The sequence below is a fragment of the Planctobacterium marinum genome (assembly GCF_036322805.1).
Classification (GTDB): Bacteria; Pseudomonadota; Gammaproteobacteria; order Enterobacterales; family Alteromonadaceae; genus Planctobacterium; species Planctobacterium marinum_A.
In genome coordinates, this window is record NZ_AP027272.1 from 4,778,165 (window position 1) to 4,796,020 (window position 17,856).

At 47.6% G+C, this 17,856-nt stretch carries 16 protein-coding genes; 2 read left to right on the forward strand and 14 right to left on the reverse strand.

Annotated elements, in window-relative coordinates:
* Nucleotides 1–2 precede the first annotated feature (2 nt).
* Both AABA75_RS20970 and AABA75_RS20975 read right to left on the reverse strand, forming a co-directional pair.
* Nucleotides 3–1,232, reverse strand: a complete 1,230-nt coding sequence (locus tag AABA75_RS20970; protein WP_338294690.1) for an MFS transporter — start codon at nucleotides 1,230–1,232, stop codon at nucleotides 3–5.
* Nucleotides 1,233–1,239: 7 nt separating this feature from the next.
* Nucleotides 1,240–2,148: a dihydrodipicolinate synthase family protein gene (locus AABA75_RS20975; RefSeq protein ID WP_338294691.1), complete on the reverse strand. Its 909-nt coding sequence runs from the start codon at nucleotides 2,146–2,148 to the stop codon at nucleotides 1,240–1,242.
* A gap of 101 nt (nucleotides 2,149–2,249) precedes the next feature.
* Here AABA75_RS20975 and AABA75_RS20980 point away from each other — a divergent pair, with 101 nt between their 5' ends.
* Complete coding sequence (locus tag AABA75_RS20980; RefSeq protein ID WP_338294692.1) at nucleotides 2,250–3,551, forward strand: aminotransferase class I/II-fold pyridoxal phosphate-dependent enzyme; 1,302 nt, start codon at nucleotides 2,250–2,252, stop codon at nucleotides 3,549–3,551.
* 26 nt (nucleotides 3,552–3,577) lie between these two features.
* Here AABA75_RS20980 and AABA75_RS20985 read toward each other — a convergent pair whose 3' ends face one another.
* The 6 genes from AABA75_RS20985 to glmU form a co-directional block, all read right to left on the reverse strand.
* Complete coding sequence (locus tag AABA75_RS20985; RefSeq protein ID WP_338294693.1) at nucleotides 3,578–4,981, reverse strand: GTPase/DUF3482 domain-containing protein; 1,404 nt, start codon at nucleotides 4,979–4,981, stop codon at nucleotides 3,578–3,580.
* The gene (locus tag AABA75_RS20990) at nucleotides 4,978–6,048 is read right to left on the reverse strand and encodes a DUF2868 domain-containing protein (RefSeq protein ID WP_338294694.1); all 1,071 of its coding nucleotides are present in this window, start codon (nucleotides 6,046–6,048) and stop codon (nucleotides 4,978–4,980) included. The genes AABA75_RS20985 and AABA75_RS20990 overlap by 4 nt, the downstream gene beginning before the upstream one ends.
* A gap of 211 nt (nucleotides 6,049–6,259) precedes the next feature.
* Entirely contained in the window at nucleotides 6,260–8,092 is a 1,833-nt protein-coding gene (glmS, locus tag AABA75_RS20995; RefSeq protein ID WP_338294695.1) for a glutamine--fructose-6-phosphate transaminase (isomerizing), read from the reverse strand.
* Nucleotides 8,093–8,119: 27 nt separating this feature from the next.
* Entirely contained in the window at nucleotides 8,120–8,878 is a 759-nt protein-coding gene (locus AABA75_RS21000; protein WP_338294696.1) for a DeoR/GlpR family DNA-binding transcription regulator, read from the reverse strand.
* 80 nt (nucleotides 8,879–8,958) lie between these two features.
* Nucleotides 8,959–9,639 carry an aquaporin gene (locus AABA75_RS21005; RefSeq protein ID WP_338294697.1) on the reverse strand — a complete coding sequence of 227 codons (681 nt, stop codon included), beginning with the start codon at nucleotides 9,637–9,639 and terminating at the stop codon, nucleotides 8,959–8,961.
* 11 nt (nucleotides 9,640–9,650) lie between these two features.
* The gene (glmU, locus tag AABA75_RS21010; RefSeq protein WP_338294698.1) at nucleotides 9,651–11,009 is read right to left on the reverse strand and encodes a bifunctional UDP-N-acetylglucosamine diphosphorylase/glucosamine-1-phosphate N-acetyltransferase GlmU; all 1,359 of its coding nucleotides are present in this window, start codon (nucleotides 11,007–11,009) and stop codon (nucleotides 9,651–9,653) included.
* 140 nt (nucleotides 11,010–11,149) lie between these two features.
* Between glmU and AABA75_RS21015 the strand changes: the two genes are divergently transcribed.
* Nucleotides 11,150–12,562, forward strand: coding sequence for a sensor domain-containing diguanylate cyclase (locus AABA75_RS21015; RefSeq protein WP_338294699.1), 1,413 nt, complete (start codon nucleotides 11,150–11,152; stop codon nucleotides 12,560–12,562).
* An 11-nt stretch (nucleotides 12,563–12,573) separates the two neighbouring features.
* Here the strand turns inward: AABA75_RS21015 and AABA75_RS21020 are convergent, their stop codons facing one another.
* The 6 genes from AABA75_RS21020 to AABA75_RS21045 all read right to left on the reverse strand — a co-directional run bounded on the left by AABA75_RS21020 (nucleotide 12,574) and on the right by AABA75_RS21045 (nucleotide 17,855).
* Entirely contained in the window at nucleotides 12,574–13,338 is a 765-nt protein-coding gene (locus AABA75_RS21020) for a metallophosphoesterase (protein ID WP_338294700.1), read from the reverse strand.
* 179 nt (nucleotides 13,339–13,517) lie between these two features.
* The gene (locus AABA75_RS21025) at nucleotides 13,518–14,267 is read right to left on the reverse strand and encodes a HesA/MoeB/ThiF family protein (protein WP_338294701.1); all 750 of its coding nucleotides are present in this window, start codon (nucleotides 14,265–14,267) and stop codon (nucleotides 13,518–13,520) included.
* Nucleotides 14,260–15,780: a thiamine phosphate synthase gene (gene thiE, locus AABA75_RS21030; protein ID WP_338294702.1), complete on the reverse strand. Its 1,521-nt coding sequence runs from the start codon at nucleotides 15,778–15,780 to the stop codon at nucleotides 14,260–14,262. Before thiE ends, AABA75_RS21025 begins: the two co-directional genes overlap by 8 nt.
* Entirely contained in the window at nucleotides 15,762–16,562 is an 801-nt protein-coding gene (locus AABA75_RS21035; RefSeq protein ID WP_338294703.1) for a thiazole synthase, read from the reverse strand. The genes thiE and AABA75_RS21035 overlap by 19 nt, the downstream gene beginning before the upstream one ends.
* Nucleotides 16,563–16,564: 2 nt before the next feature.
* A complete protein-coding gene (gene thiS / locus AABA75_RS21040) occupies nucleotides 16,565–16,762 on the reverse strand; it encodes a sulfur carrier protein ThiS (protein ID WP_338294704.1) in 198 nt (65 codons plus the stop codon).
* Nucleotides 16,746–17,855 carry an NAD(P)/FAD-dependent oxidoreductase gene (locus AABA75_RS21045; RefSeq protein WP_338294705.1) on the reverse strand — a complete coding sequence of 370 codons (1,110 nt, stop codon included), beginning with the start codon at nucleotides 17,853–17,855 and terminating at the stop codon, nucleotides 16,746–16,748. The genes thiS and AABA75_RS21045 overlap by 17 nt, the downstream gene beginning before the upstream one ends.
* Nucleotide 17,856 lies beyond the last annotated feature (1 nt).

The window sequence follows — 17,856 nt, forward strand, 5'->3', positions numbered from 1 at the left end:
CGTCATTTGCCAATTGTAGCTGTATGGTTCTGTCGACGTTGACTCTGTCGCCCAAAACACAATACCAGCGAAAGTGTTAATACAACGATTGCCATAATAAGAGGAAGGTATATTGCTTTATCCACCAAAATACCCGCCACAAGCGTGCCCAGCGACGCCGCACCTATTTTAGCCGCTGCTACCCACATGTAGATTTGTGCCGCGCCTTTCTCCGGAGAATACTCACTGCGCGCTGCCAGAGTAACCGCAAAAAATATCGAGTTTACAACACCACACAGTAAATAGCCCACCACAGCCCAGGTGAAGTTTTGACTTAATCCCACCACCAGCAAGGTTATCAACAACATGACGCCCACTTTGAATAACAAGGCCGTGGCTTCATCTCTCAAGGGTTTGAGCATGATTAAGAGCCCGCCTAAAATGCACCCCACACCATAAAAAGTTACCAGATAGGCACCGCTGGTCTGACTTTGCTGCCAGGAGGCGGCAAAATAAATAGCAACTATGGGTAGAGCTGCAACACAAAATGCCGCCGAAGAGGTCATCAATAACGTGCGTTTAAGGGGGCCTGAAGAAAACACGATACTCAGAATTTGACGGATTCCTGGATGCTCAACTCCATGCTTATCCACCACCTTTGTGCTGCGGGATAATCGCAATATGATAATGGCTGTCGCCAATGGCAGAGCCATGATGACACCGATAACCAGCTGATAAGGATAGTGGGCGGTTAGTAACGCGATAAAGAAAGGCCCCAACGTAAGGCCGATACCATAGCTGAGCGTATCCCAGCTTTGTGCCCGTCGCCTGACAGTAACTTGATTATCGACAAGTGCTAATAATTGGGTGCTCAGTCCTCCCATTAAAAAAGAGCTGCAACAACCGCAGACTAATAAAGCCAGGAAAACAAGTCCAGGCCACTGCCACTCAAACCCCCAAATGGCCAACTGAAAACCGCCACTAAATAGCACACAGGCCAGCGCGATGATATGTAAAGGCCTGGAGGATTTTTCGATGCTTTTGCCATAAACAGGGCCTAAAAGATGAGGAGCAGTCAAACATGCAGCCATCGCTCCGGCCATCATGCCCTGCTCCCCATAAGATCGCGCCAGCAGAATAATGGCCACCGCAGAGCCGCCCGTCGCCATGCGAGCCAATATGGCTGCAATCACATAACGAGCTAAGCTACCCGATAGCAGTCTGGCTGTTGGCTCTGCTTCCCCATAACCCATGATGTGATCAGTCCAACGCCAGTTGTTTTAAAAGCTGTTCAAGCTCTGTGCGATCCTGCTTCCCCAGGGTTTGCAGCGGTGCAGGTAAACAATTCCCCTCGCATATCCCTAAAATTGCCGCGGCCGTGGCCATTACGCGCATTCCGCCCTTGTTCTTCACAAATAACGACCACAAGCCTTGCAGTTGCTGCGACTTTAACTGGGCTTCAGCGCTATTGTTGGCATTCACCGAAGATATCAGGCGAAGCACTGTTTTTGGGAACAATCCCCCCACAACGGATAACCACAGGTCACAACCTGCCGCCATGCCCGCAGTACCAAACTTATCGCCACTGACACCAATTGCAGTCCCTTCTGGTAGCAAAGTGCGCAACGTTTGTAGTCGTTCACTACCCGATTCATCCACAAATGGCGTACCCGGAATTTTAACTGCAGCCACATTGGGTAATCGGGCAACTGCCTGATACAAATCATCACTAAAAGAAAATTGCGTTACTCCAGGATTTTCATACACACAAAGAGGCACAGACAGGTTGTTACAGACGGTTTCATACAATGCATAAACCTCATGCTCTTGCAGTGGGTGATAGGAAACAGGTGCCAGCAAGACCGCCTTTACCCCCGCTTGCTGCATCGCTTGTGCATTCTTAAGCACGTCAGCAGTGCGCAAGGCACCAATGCCGGCCATAACCGGAATATCACCAGCCAGCTCCACTGTAGCCTTAGCCACCGAGCGCTTTTGTTCCAGAGAAAGATAAGAATACAAACCCGTTGAACCCATCGCACAGATTGAATCCACTCTGGCGTCTGTTAAACGCTTAATCAGTCGTTCAAAGGCGCGAAAATCGATACATTCACCTGTCAGTGAAGTATTTTTAAACGGGGTTAAAGGAAATGCCGACAGACCAGTAAACATTTAAACTCCTGTTAGATAGAATGGAATATATAAATGGGGCAACCCACACGCCAGCCCAGGCTTTGTCCTGGAACATACAAAACATTGTCATAGGACAATAAATGAAAGTCAAGATTTCAGGCGATTCAGCGCAAAGTATTTTCGAATCCGTTCGAGAATTAAGTCACAAGGGTGAGCTCAAATCGGGCGATAGCCTACCCTCTGTCAGGGAACTGGCAGAGCAATTAGGCGTTAATCGCAATACGGTATCCGCGGCTTACCAACGCCTGACACAGGCGGGCATCGCCATTACCCAAGGCAGACTGGGAACGCGGATATGTCAAACACCGGATGCCGGAGAGCAGGAAGGTAAAAGCGACACCGCCTTGTTCGACCTTGCCGATGGCAGTCCATCCAGAGATTGGTTACCGAACCTGAATGACGTCGCTCGTTTATCCACCATAAACCAATACTTGTATGGTGAGGCCACCATTCTTGAGCAGTTACAAGACTATGCACATAGCTGGTTTGCAGGCAGTTGCCCTGCTGATTTTGCCATTACATTGTGCAATGGTGCCATTGATACCCTGGAGAGATTACTAAGCGCCCACCTGGTGCCGGGGGATAAAGTGGTGGTGGAAGATCCCTGCTATATCAGCTCGGCCAATGCCATTCGCCTGGCGGGCATGCAGGTCATGGGCGCCGCAGTGGATGACCAGGGCATGCGACCCGATACACTGCAAGAAAAGTTACAACAAGGTGCACGCGCCGTATTGTTTACCCCAAGAGCCCACAATCCCACAGGGGTTTGCATATCCGAGGAACGCGCTGCAGCACTCAAAGCCGTACTGAAAGATTATCCGGGCGTGCTGGTGATGGAAGATGACCATTTTGCTCTGATGGCGGCTACCCCGCACCACTCTGTGATACCAAACACCAGCAACCATTGGGCCGTATTTCGCTCGGTATCCAAAGGACTAGGGCCGGATCTGCGCATGGCGTTTGTGGCCGCCGATCCCGAATCCATTAAGCGTATCAATACTCGTCTTGCCCCCGGCATGTCCTGGGTTAGCCGGGTATTGCAATCTTTAGTGATGACCTGTTTGACCCATGAACAATTCACTTCATTTTTGCAATCATCGAAACAGCAATGCGCACAAAGACGTGAAACCTTGCTTAACGCACTGGCTGAACACAACATCCAAACAGGCGCGATTAAAGACGGTTTGAATGTCTGGGTGCCGCTAGGCAGAGATTGCCAAAGTATTACCTATGAATTAGCACGTAAAGGCTGGCTGGTGCGACCGGGGCACAGTTTTGACATAGCCGCAAAATCCAATGCCTTACGGGTTAGCATTCAACACATTGATGAACAAAGTGCGCGAGGTTTTGCGCGAGATTTGGCGGCGATACTTAAGCTCTGAGTAAACCGTAAAATAGCCGAAAAATATTAAGTTTTAGCTTGCTCAGATATTGCCTCTGGTAGTAACTGTATAACCTCAGCTAACAGCGCTCGGAGATTTTTCGGCTGGCGCTGTCTAATCAATCCATGCAAAGCAACATTTAACGCTTTTTTCTGATCTTTTGCCATGCTACCTAAAGATGCCTGAAGGTCCTGGGATGACACATTAAGGGTTTTGCGATTAGCATGACTCAAGTTACACACCTGTCGGTAAAAATAAATAAATCGCCCCATAATGACGTAAGGGAAGTTTTGATTTTGAATCGGTCCATAGGCCGCTGTCCAGCCACCTGAAGAGACGCCTTTCACCTTTATCTTGGCTATTTTTTTGGGAAACAATACGGCGCTCGCCGCACCCACAGTGCCACCTCCCAACGTACCCACAAGCAAGGTACTTCCACCGGTAAAGATATCCAAAGAAGCTCCTCCCATTGCACCAGTGAGACTGGCGGCAACGATGAGCTGGCGCTTATTCAAGCCCCAGAGGTACCACTGTTCGGTGTCGAACAAATCTGGCGGAAACATTAGCTCCTCACTCTCAAGCGAGGTTGTTTGATGCTTGAATACTTGTAATAACTCGCCAAACGCCTGCTGCTCGCGTTGCTGTACCCAATGTTCATACTGGCGTTTTAACGGGTCTGATAACAACTGTGCCTGGGATTTTGACAATACTTTTTGGGAGACTGAATAGCGGCAAACATCCTTCAACAGCTGCTCTAATATCATCACCGACTGCTCAAACTGCTTCTGTCTCAAGGCACCTAAGTCATCACAAAAACGATTGAGCTGTGCCTGCCATTTCTCATTGAGATGAGCAAAGCTTCTAAATAATTCCTGCTGCTTTTCAAATTCAGCGGTGATGGGGTTGAATACTTTAACGGAGTTAAAATACTGATGCAGCGCATCTTGCCATTGCTCAACATAATCGCTGTTTTCAATCGGATTGATAATGGCCATTCTGGGTTGACCGCTCCAGCGCAGAATTTCCATTTCAAACTCATACTCTGGTCCATAGGGGCGTGAGCCATCCACCACATAAATAATGGCAGAGCCTGACATGATGGGCCGTAATAGCTTCACCTCATCGGGAAAGCGAGTTGCACATTCAGTGGAGGCAACGAACTGCTCAACCGCACTTTTTCGTTGACTGGCATCCTTTACGTGGGATTTGAGCCAATCCAGGGCGCTTGAGGGTCGTTGAAACCCCGGCGTATCTACCAAAACAACCTTGCTGCCTGGCATGGCTATCTCGTATTCGGTGGCGTTTTCAGTAGTGCCGCTTTGCTGACTAATATCAATTTGGTCGGTCTGGGTGAGGGTTGAGACAATACTCGATTTGCCCTTGTTGGGGTGCCCCACAACAGTAAACCTGGGGAATGATGGATTAGTCACAATGTTTCCTCCTCAACGTATACCGCCCAATCCTGCAGCGTCTCGGTAAATCGTTGCCATTCTTGCAGGTGATGAGGCTTGGGCTTGCTCACCTTTTCCCGTTGTAGTTCCACCGGATAGATCACTCCTTTGCAGTGTTGCAAATAATCCTTTAACTCCTGCAATGGCGGCTCCCAGGCTTTCACCAATACCAGATAATGGCTTGATGTATCCAGGCTCGATTGCTTCGACGAAAAAGGGCCTGCAGTGATCACAGGATGCTTTTTAATAACGTCATTGAGTTGCGTTAACGTGGCATCTGCAAAGCTTGCCCAGTTCAAAACTACCACTTTATCAGGCAACTGGTTGGTGGTATTTGAAAAGGACTTCGTTGTGGCTACATGGCGATGTCGCTTTGCTTCACGCTTATTGCTCATCTTAATTACTGCAGCGATACGCCAACGAATAATCGCCATCATCACCAAACGCAGAATAAAGCCATAACAAAGCTGACAGGCCATCACAAATGGCCACCATTTTTTGAAATCCAGGGCTCTGGCAGCATCGACTGTCAAACGCGAATCCTGTGTCGCTGTTAATAATTCCATTGTGGGTTGTGCTGATTGCCAAAAAAACCATGGCAACGACAGTACTTGCAATACCGGTAACAACAGCTGCGGCGTTAACAAGGTGCTTCGCCATACAAAATGCATATCGGTAAAAACCAGAAGCAACAGCAGCGCCAGTAAACTGCCTAGCCCAAATCCAACACCAACATACTGACCGTGATAAAGCACGCTGAGTTTGTCTAAACGCTCATCGTTATGATGAATCGGGCGTCCCCAGAACGTGAAAAGCCGTGCTTTGAATTGATGAACCGCAGGCGGCTCCAAATTGACTAGCGGCAATAGAGATAGCAGCCCACCCAATACCGGCACTCCCACAAACAGCCCCAACAAAACCAGGATATTCACCTGCCCGTATTGGTCGCCACTGAGAAAGAATATACTGCCCAAAAAACCCAACACTACTCCCAAAAACAGCGGGATGTGTCGTGTTTGCCAGGGATCTGTTGCGAAGTTTGTCAATCGGTATCCTTGTGCCTGTTTAACTGATTCAGAAAGTATTGAGAGCCTACGCTCATCATCTTTTACTTTCTCGTCTGCTTGTGCAACAAATTGTACCAATTTATGTAGGTTAAAGTGGATACGTGAGAGCTCTTAATACACCCAATATCGAACTGTTTTTTTGTATAACCTTTATTACTCTCTCACAAAAAAAAGGCCTTTCGGCCTTTTTTTATTCTACGGTTACTGACTTGGCCAGGTTTCTGGGCTGGTCTACGTCCGTGCCTTTGATAATGGCTACATGGTAGGACAATAACTGCAGCGGTACTGTGTATACCAAAGGTGCGATGATCTCATCCACGTGAGGGACGTTTATCACTCGCATGGTGTCGTCACTTTCGAAGTGGGCATCTTTGTCGGCAAACACATACATAATACCACCACGGGCGCGTACTTCAGCCACGTTGGATTTGAGCTTTTCCAATAATTCATCGTTAGGCGCTACAACAATCACCGGCATCTCATCATCGATAAGGGCCAACGGACCGTGTTTTAGTTCACCTGAGGCGTAAGCTTCTGCGTGAATATAGGAAATCTCTTTAAGTTTCAGGGCACCTTCCATCGCAATGGGGTAATGCTCACCGCGTCCAAGGAACAAAGAGTGATGTTTATTGGCGAACTCAGGTGCGAGTTTTTCGATAATCTCATCCAGGTTCATGACCTCTTCTAACTTGCTGGGCAATGTGTGCAGGGCCTGCACGATGGCTTTTTGTTTGCTAACAGATAAACCATTTAACTGGCCAAGCTTCAAAGTAAACAATAACAAGGCAGTTAACTGGGTGGTAAAGGCTTTGGTGGAAGCAACGCCTATCTCAGCACCGGCTTTCGTCATGTAAGACAGGTCAGATTCCCGCACCATAGAAGAGCCGGGCACGTTACAGATAGTTAAACTGGTGAGGTAGCCCAATTCCTTTGATAAGCGCAACGCCGCCAAAGTGTCGGCAGTTTCACCTGACTGAGAAATAGTTAATAACAAACTATTTTCATGCACATGGGATTTGCGATAACGGAACTCAGAGGCAATTTCTACGTTACAAGAAACGTTAGCCAGCGCTTCGAGCCAATAGCGTGCCACCAAACCAGCGTGATAGCTGGTGCCGCAAGCGACTATCTGTACGTGTTTTACTTTCTGTAAAACCTCATCGGCACGCTCACCAAAAACACCTGGTGCAATATCGCTTTCCAATAAACGACCTTCCAGCGCATTGCGGGTAACAATGGGTTGCTCATAAATTTCTTTTAACATGTAGTGGCGGTAGCCACCTTTATCACCGGCATCGTGTTCGATTTCAGAGTCGTGCACTTTGCGTTTTACCGGATTACCGGCTTTATCAAAAATACGTACCTCTGTGCGGGAAACCTCAGCAACGTCACCTTCTTCAAGGAAGATAAAACGACGGGTTACCGGTAACAGTGCTAATTGATCAGAGGCAATGAAATTTTCTCCGATACCTAAACCAATTACCAGTGGACTGCCAGATCGAGCCACTACCAGTTTATTGGGGTCTTCTTGATCCATTACTACTGTACCGTAAGCACCGTGGAACCCTTTTACGCTTTCCTGCACGGCTTTCAGCAAATCACTGCTCACCATCATTTTCTGGTGGATAGTGTGAGCGATTGTCTCTGTATCGGTCTGGCTCTCGTAATTATATCCCGCAAGACTCAACTGGCTTGATAGCTTCTCAAAGTTTTCAATAATGCCGTTGTGTACAACTGCAATTCGGCCGGTCGAAAAGTGTGGATGAGCGTTCTTTTCGGTTACTCCACCATGGGTGGCCCAACGGGTATGGGCAATACCTATAACCCCTTTCACTGGCGACTCTGAAATTGCATCCTGCAAAGCTTTTACCTTGCCTACGCGCCGCACTCGAGCCAACTGCATTTGCTCGTCTACAACGGCTACACCCGCTGAGTCATAACCTCGATACTCCAGTCGCTGCAAACCTTCCAATAAAATGGGAACGACATTCCTTTCTGCAATGGCGCCTACTATTCCGCACATAGTTTAATCTCTCGTCAATTAAGTGGTTTAAATTGTTACTATTTCTACCGCAATGCCCATATCAGTGAGGGTCTTATGGGCAGACTCACTGATTTGGTCATCGGTTATCAAGGTCGTGATCTGTTGCCATGAAAGTTCTAAGTTAGGCATCTTGCGCTGAAACTTCTCAGACTCAGCAAGCACTACGGTTTTTCTGGCAACTTTGGTCATGGCCAAGGTTAATTGAGTTAGTTCGTTGAAAGTGGTAGTGCCTCTGGACAAATCAAGACCTGAAGCACCCACAAAAGCCAAATCAAAATTATAGGAAGATACCATTTGTTCAGCCATAGCGCCCTGAAATGACTGGCTGTGCACATCCCAGGTTCCTCCTGTCATTAGCAGGGTAGGCTCCGGCTCCAAATCCAATACATCCTGGGCCGTACTCAGTGAATTGGTCATTACTACCAAACCCCGCTTTGCTTTCAAAAAAGAAACCATTGCGTGGGTGGTATTACCAGAATCAATAAGGATACGATCATGGTCTTTAATTAACGCTGCAGCCGCTTGCGCGATAGACATCTTTCGCTTCGAAACTTTTTCGATTATTTCTTTGCTTTCGCCGGGTGCCAGAATAGCACCGCCATGACGGCGCAGCACCAAGCCGTTCTGTTCAAGCGCAGCCAAATCTTTTCGAATTGTCACTTCAGAAGTTGTAAACTGATTGGCCAAAGACTCCACAGACTGTTCTCCATGAAGTTCCAAAATGGAGACAATCTGACGTCTACGTTGCTGGGTATTGCGTTTCAATTAGCCTTCCCTGGATTCAATTATGAACTTAAGTTTCAATTTGAAACTTTATAATTCATAACGAAACTTAAGGCAAGTGTTTATTTTTGTGTGTCAGGGGAGTTTTGTTCCGACAGAAGCCAATTGAACAGCACTAAGGCAAGTATTGCACCTGCCACCTGGGCCACAACAAAACCGGTAACATGAGCAGGATCAATACCGGAGAAACTGGTGGTAAAGCTTCGAGCGACAGTGACGGCAGGGTTAGCAAAGCTGGTAGACGCGGTAAACCAGTAGGCCGCGGTGATGTAAAGGCCAACCCCCATTGCCACTGCGTTTTTATTAAATTTAATAAAACCTAAGATAGTAGCCACCAGACCAAATGTCGCAACTGCTTCGGCAAACCATTGTGATACGCCAGTGCGGGCTTTGATGCCCATTTCCAGTGCTGGCAGGTCAAACATCAGGTGAGCCACTATCGTCCCCATAACCCCACCGAAAATCTGTGTCGCAATGAATAACACCAATAAAAGGTTGCTCAATTCACCTTTCAAACGAAACACAATCGAAACGGCTGGATTGAAATGAGCACCGGAAACAGGACCTAGAACAGTGATCAACACATAGAGTATGGCGCCTGTCGGTATGGTATTGCCCAACAATGCAATGGCGACATTACCATCAGAAAGCCGTTCGGCCATGATGCCAGACCCCACCACAGTGCACACTAATAATAAGGTACCCAAGAACTCAGCGGTTAGCTGTTTCGAAAGTGCATTCATATTTACTTATTTTACTTCTTCTGAGGTCGTTGCCACTCGGCAATATTGCGTTGTTTGCCTCGAGCAATCGCCAATTGGTCATCTTCCACCGCTTTGGTGACCACCGAACCCGCACCAACTGTGCTGTTGTTGCCAATAGTTACTGGCGCAACAAGCGAGCTGTTGGACCCAACGAATGCCCCAGCACCAATTTCGGTTTTGAACTTATTCACACCATCGTAATTACAGGTAATGGTGCCTGCGCCAATGTTAGCGCCAGCTCCGACAATAGCATCGCCTAAATAGGTCAGGTGATTTGCCTTAGCACCTTCACCTAATTCGGTTTTTTTCATCTCTACGAAATTACCGACTTTTGATTTCGTTTTCATGACAGAACCCGGACGTAAACGCGCATAAGGCCCTACTGTGCATTCGGCACCTACACTCGCCTCTTCAACGGTGGAAAAGGGTTCAATCACTGCCCCATCAGCGATTACGCAATCTTTCAATATGCAGTTAGCTCCGATTTTCACCTTACTACCAATCTCTACTTTACCTTCCAATACCACATTGACGTCGATGCTGACATCAGAGCCCGTGCTCACTTCCCCACGGATATCCAGTCGAGAGGGGTCAGCTAGCGACACGCCATTTAACATCAGATTTTCAGCCTGCTGCAGTTGATAAGCTCGTTCAATCTTGGCCAGTTGCACGCGATTGTTAATTCCTTCCACTTCAATGTCAGAGCTCGCTTGAGCCGCTCTTATCAACTTGCCTTCTGTAGCAGCCATTTCGATAATATCTGTCAGATAGTATTCCTGTTGAGCATTGTCGTTCTTAAGCGCCCCTAACCAACGCTTCAGGTCGGCACCGCCCATCATCATAATCCCCGTGTTGATCTCATTGATCTGTCGCTGTGCATCGCTGGCATCTTTGTGTTCAACAATGGCTTTTACTTGTTCACCTTCGCGAATGATGCGCCCCATACCTGTCGGATCATCAACCACTACAGTTAATAACACCAAATCAGAATGTTGCTTAGCAGAAATCATAGTTTGCAGTGTATTGGATTTTATAAGTGGTGCATCACCCACCAAAATCAGGACATCGTCTTGCTCCTGAATATTAGGTAACGCCTGCATAACAGCATGCCCTGTGCCCAACTGCTCTGCCTGTAAACACCAGTTCAATTGATTATTTACCAAAGCACTTTGTAATTGCTCAGCACCATGACCATAAATCAGATTCACAGATTGAACACCCACCTCACCCAACGTATCCAGAATGTGCTGTACCATGGGTTTGCCGGCTACAGGATGCAATACTTTGGGAAGACTAGACTTCATACGTGTGCCTTTACCTGCGGCTAACACTACAGCTGAAACTGACATAACTTATCCTTATCTTTGAAACTGGCAGTATTGTATAGGATACAAACTCACCTGCAATCAAAAGCCGAGTTATGTTTTTTGCGTCAGTCCCTGTAGCAGTCTAAACTTTGACCAAGTCAGACAATCTCAGCGGACTTCATTTGAATTCATTCGCGTCTCTGCGACAGCTGTTTTTTGTTACCATGCTCGCCTTTGTGGTTGTGGTGACGTGGACGGCCTGGTCCACCATAAACAAGCTGTTTATGGAGCACAGCAAAATTCAACAAGAGTCCATTTCTCCAGTTTTTTCCTTAATAGTGGAGGAACTGTTGAAGCCCTTACATATCGCGGAAACCATCTATAAAAGCGGCGAATTCACCCCATTCCTTGAAGAAGAAACGCTCGACGCTCAACAGCTTGTCGCCGCTCTAAAAAGCTATGAGGATAAGTTCGATTTGGTGTTCTTTGCCGCAAGTGAAAAAAAACGCAAACAATACTTGTCCAACGGCAGAGAGATTGAGCTTATCGAGGGTAAGGTAGCCTGGTACTTCGAGGCATTAGCGCTAGAACAAGACTTTATGGCCGATCTGGGTGATGTGAACAACGTGCATTTGTTTTTCGATTTTAAAGTTTACGATGAACAACATAAGTTCCTGGGTATCGTCGGTGTCGGCAAAAGCATGCAGCATTTCTTGCGGCAATTCGAACAATTCAAAGCAGAACATGGTTACGACTTTATTTTCGTCAACGAAAAAAATCAGATCATGTTATCTTCCAGAACGGCACTAATGCATCAGCGTGAGAATATATTACAACTTGAATCTCTCAGCTGGTATGAACAAGTATCAGATAAAGCGAACAACACCCTGAATAGCTTGTTAATTGAAGAAAACCAACAAAGTTTTTTGCTTTCTGAAGTGCGTTTGCAAAGCCTCAATTGGCGTATGATTTTGTTGTTGCCACTGCAAGGTAAAATGGATCGCATTAGTCAGCTGTTTTTGAGCAACTTCCTGGCGATATTGATGCTCATCGTTTTGTTTATCCTCGCTGTATTTACCTTAAGTCGTTATGTCAGTCGCAAAATTGCCCAGCAAGCCAATATCGACCACCTTTCTCAACTCCCTAACAGGCGCTATGTGGAACGCCGATTTGAACGACTCAAAAAACGGCAGATGCCCCTTAGTTTGATAGTGCTGGATATCGACCACTTTAAATCGATTAACGATAACTACGGCCACAATATTGGCGATGTGGTGATCCAACAAGTGAGCGACATGCTAAGGGACGCCGTTCGTACCAATGATGTCGCTGCCCGTTGGGGTGGTGAGGAGTTTATCTTGTTATTACCCGGAGCGTCTTTTCAGATAGCACAAGAAATTGCCGAACGCTTGCGTAGAAAAATGGAGAAAACCACTTTAGACGTGGAAGGTGAGCGACTGGGCATTACATCCAGTTTTGGTGTAACTTACAGCGACGGTAACAAAGAGTTATTGGATTTAGTGGCAATTGCAGATGAGGCGCTGTATCAAGCCAAACAGGCAGGCCGCAATAAAGTGCAAAGCAAGCTACCTTAGCTCGCTCAATCTCAGGAAACCTGCCGACCTTGCCGATTTAAGGCTAGCAAGTCGCTGGCGGAAATCACTGCAGGCGCTACGCCATTGGCTGCACCCACATCCAGATACAGGGTATTGCCTAACAGAACCGGATGGCCACAATTCATGATGGTATGGCCCACCACTAACTTGTCAATACCCTCCACCCGATGAAGGTTTCCATCATTCGAAGGTAATTCACCTTGCTCAAAAGAACGCGCTTTCAAGCCATTGTCGCGATTCCATAAAATGTATTTTTGTGAATCAGCATGAGATAACAAATTGATATCCAGCCAGATATTGTCCGGCACCGCAGCGTGTACTATTCCCACTCTTCCAGACTCGGTTTCCAATTCGATAGCAATAGGCAGCGTTCGTACTTTTTCTAGCAGCGCAGCTACCTGCAACGCGGTATCAGATTTAGGTTGATACCAATCCCCACCATTAAAGGATTGCCAATTAAGAATATCCGCGACACTCCCCTCACCTTGCATCGCCGCCAGACCTTTTAACAGTAATTGCTCGTGATTCCCCATCACTGCGTAAAACCAGGGTTCATTGAGTAACTGCAACGTTTTTAGCGAGTCTGGTCCTCTGTCGATTAAGTCACCAACACTAAACAATCTGTCACCAGATCCGGGATCAAAGCCTTTTTGTTTTAAGACTTGTAACAATAGCTCGTATTGCCCGTGAATATCACCCACAATCCAGGCGTGTTTACTGGCAACAGCGTATTTTTGAAACAAAGGGCTTGTCATTTTCCTAGGTTACAGTTTTCACAATGAAAATCATTTAAGACGCGAATACTTTTAAGTTTAGGAGTAAAAGCGTCAGGATGAAACATATTTTAACCTGAGTGTGAACTTCTCTACAGATAGCAAGAAAGGCTGGTGATTGCTTACCTGCTTATCCAAAAATGAGTTACCTTAATACCTGCTTACCTGAGAACAGAGCATCCACAAACCTGGCAGTCGGGATTGGGATTAATTTGCATTTTTTGCCAGTGCAAATCACTCACCCGGATCTGAATAAATTGATGGCAAAGATGGTTTCCAGAAAAGAGCAATAACGCCTGAGAAGCCTGTATACAACCCAATATACCCACGACTGGTCCCAAAATACCCTGACTTAAACAATCATCTTGGGCTAACTTACCGTCACCAAATAAACACTGATAACAACCTTGTGGTACTTGATTCGAATTTAGATGGCAAAGCCAAAGTTGACCACTCAGTTCTGTGGCAGCGGCTCCCACCAGCCTCACACTTTGCTGGTAACACCACTGATTCAAAGCAAAACGCGTGGCAAAATTATCAGAGCAATCCAGCAATAGATCACAGTCTCCTGATTGGCTCGAAAAATCAAAACAACAAGGATGCGCTTCAATACGACTGTGCGGATTTATTTCTAGGAGCCTTTGCCGCGCCACATCAACCTTGTTTTGCCCAAGATCATCGAATCGATAAAGCAGCTGCCTGGGTAAATTCGATTCGCTAACCACATCAGGATCCCAAACTGATACTTTACCCACCCCAGCTGCCACCAGATAGCTCAGCGCGGCACACCCCAGGCCACCTGCCCCCACCACTGTCACGTGGGCATTTTCGATTCGCTCCTGGCCCTGACTATCAATTTCCGATAATGTCATTTGCCGGATATAACGCCTGTGTGAGTTGCCATTACTCATCGCTTACTCCCTGTGAGCGCAGCTGAGCTTGCAGCGCACAAACCACCTGTTCAGGGTGCTCCGCTTTTGTAATAGCAGACACCACAGCTACAGAACCCACACCAGTGGACAACACCGATGCAATATTGTCGATATTGATGCCACCAATGGCTACTAGCGGATAACCTTGTGCCAATTGCACCAGGCACTTGAGCTTCGCTATTCCCTGCAGCTGACCAGACATGTTTTTTGTTGTTGTGCTAAATATCGCGCCAATGGCGATATAACTGGGCCGTAAGTACAGCGCTCTTAACAGCTCAAAGTACCCATGTGTCGATACCCCCAAGCGCACACCGCTGGCCTGTATCAAATTAAGATCAGCGTCCTCGATATCTTCCTGGCCAAGATGTACGCCATAACAACCGTGCTCAATGGCTAATTGCCAGTAATCATTAATAAACAGCCTGGCGCCAGCCGCTTTAGCCAACATGCTCGCCTGTTGTATTTGGCTGGATAGCGTTTGTCTTTCCCTTTGTTTGATGCGTAGCTGAATGGTATTTACTCCCAGATTCAACAAACGCTTCAACCAGGCAATCGAATCCACCACGGGATACAAACCCAAATGCTGAGTGTCGCAGGAGGCAAAAGGCGCAGAGGGGCAGCGCAATTTAGAAATTGAAAGGTATTCAGGAAACCATTCACGGCGATATTGCAGCGACTTTACCCCCAACTTTGCTACGCCACAGCCTATCTTATGAGTTTGCAATAACCCCTGATAAACCAGACTTTTGGCCAGCACAAAAGCATCTTTTAAAGGATAACCTTTGGCCAATGCCGCAGAAAGAGCCGTCGCCAAAGTACATCCAGTACCATGGGCCCGGGAGTCAGCTAAATGGGGTAAAGACAGAGCCGATGGCTGCCCATCGGTGAGCAACCAATCCACACATTTATCCTGCTGAGGTTGATGACCGCCTTTAAGTAAAACATGCCTGACAGGCAAAGTAGCTAAAAGCTTGAGCACCATGGCCACATCAAGGTTATTGCCTTGGCATTCGCACAACCAAAGTGCCTCTTGCCAATTGGCCGTAACGACATCAACCAAAGGCAGCAGATGGCTTTTTAGCGCTTCGCGGGTATCATCAAGCGTTAAATGACTACCATCAGAAGCCACTGTAACCGGATCAAGCACGATTAGCGGTTTTATCGACTCCCTCGCCAGGCAAAAAAGCCAATCCGTTAAGCACAAAACCTGCTCTTTTGTGGCCAGTAACCCTACTTTTATCACATCGGGTAAACCATCTTTTTGCAGCGCATCTATCTGCTGAGAAAAAACCTCGGTAGAAACGGGATTAATGGCCTGCACACCGTGACTATTTTGTACTGTTAGCGCTGTGACTACCGTGCTGCAGTACACCTCCAGTTTTTGCGCCGCTTTAACATCCGCTTGAATACCCGCACCAGCACAGCAATCAGAACCGCCGATGGCCCAAATATGGGACTTGCTATTGTCTTTTGTCATGGGCAGTGCTGCCAAAATGGGGTTCCCGGAACAGGAGTAGATGGACAGGCGGTTTCCCTCACCTGCATGGTGCCAGACAGAAATGCCTGACGCCCGGCGGCAACCGCCTTGGCGAAGGCGGAGGCCATCTGTATGGGATGATTAGCCTGAGCTACGGCGCTATTTAATAACACTGCATCAAAGCCCATTTCCATTGCCTGACAAGCGTGAGACGGTGAGCCAATCCCCGCATCCACAATCAGCAGAGTATCGGGCAATCGCGCACGTAAGGTTTTTAACGCATAAGGGTTTAATAGCCCCTGACCGCTACCTATCGGTGCGCCCCATGGCATCACAATTTTACAACCTAAATCCACCAGCCGTTGACACAACACCAGATCATCAGTGCTATAAGGCAATACCGTAAACCCCTGACGCAGCAGTTCAGCCGTCGCTTCCAATAAAGCAAAAGGATCCGGTTGCAGATTGTAATCGTCACCGGTGATCTCAAGTTTAATAAGGGGGGTTGAAAACACTTCCCGGCTCATTTGCGCAATAGTCATGGCTTCTTTAGCGGTGCGACATCCGGCGGTATTGGGCAATACGGGAATTCCGGTTTGTTTTACCAATTCCCAAAAATCGCCGCCATTACCGCTGCTGCCCTGACGTCTTAGTGATACCGTAATCATGGCTGGTTCAGCTATTGCTAATGCGTTTTGCATGATTACAGGAGACGGGTATTGCGCCGTGCCTAACAATAATCGACTACTGAAATGATGTGGCTCCACGCACCAGCTGTCATCTTCAGGAACAGACATGATTAACCTCCTTGCATGGGGATCAGAACATCAAGTTCATCTCCCTCACTCAGAGTGATCGTTGCGTAATTCTGCTTTGCCACAAAATCACCATTGAGCGCTACGGCGAACGCTTGGTTAGGATCGACTCTGCTTAATAAAAAATCAGCGAGTTGCTGCGATTCAATTAACACTTGCTCGCCATTAAAACGGATTTTCATGCGACCTCCTGACAAACTGCTGGACAGAGTTGGGGATCGTTTTGTCTTGTATTAAATTCGCCAAAGCCCGGCTAAACAAAGCCCCTAACAAGTATCCATGACGATACAAACCATTCACGCTGTAATACCGACCGTAATTGTAGATTTCTGGATGATGATTCGGAAAAGCAGGCCGCAAGCCCACTCGTGCACTGCGGATGCGAGCTTCGGCAAATCCCGGATGTAAGGCATATGCAGCAGACAATAGCTCCATGGTTGAGCGCAAGCTAATGGCGCTCTCGTCCTGGCTTTCTATCTCAGTGGCGCCAATAACGTATTCGTTGTTCGGTTTTGGCGCGACATAGAGCGGGTATTTTGGATGCATGAAGCGCACCGGGCGAGTAAATTGTACATCAGGCGCGATAACCCGAATGATTTCGCCCCGCACGGCCCGCAACAGCCCCACCTTGCCGGGCACCATCGCCAGCGTGTGTCGAGCGCCCAAACCTCGACAGTCCAACACCGCATCAAATTGCTGCCCTGCAATGCGCCCTTGCGTCCATTCGGCTGCCCAGCGGGATCCCGAACGACTGTCGATTTCAGTCTGCCAGAAGAAATCTACGTCAGCCTGCTGGCAGGCCCGAAGACTAGCGCGATAAAAGGCTTTGTTATCCAATTGCCCTTCCCCTTCCAGCCATAATCCCTGCTGGAGATTTTCCGGTAATGAAGGTTCTATCTCTCTTAAATGTACCGCTGGCAACATGGCGCAATCTGGCTCTAACGGCGCCAGACGCTGATGAAATTCACTCAATAACGCTCTATCGTTGTGATGGCAAACCACCATAGTGCCGGCTTGTTGGAACCATACAGGATCAGATAGGTCCGCGAGAATCTCTGGCCAAATTGCCAGTGACTCTCTCCCCAGGTTTAATAACTGTATGTCGTTGCAGTGCACAGCTTCCGATAGAGGAGCCATCATTGCAGCCGCCACCGCACCGGCACTTTCTGAACTGTCCGCCTCATCTGCGCTGAACACAGTGAGTCTGGCACAGTTGCGCAGTTGCAAAGCGCACAGCCGCCCCATTAAACCAAATCCCAATATCGCTATGTTCATG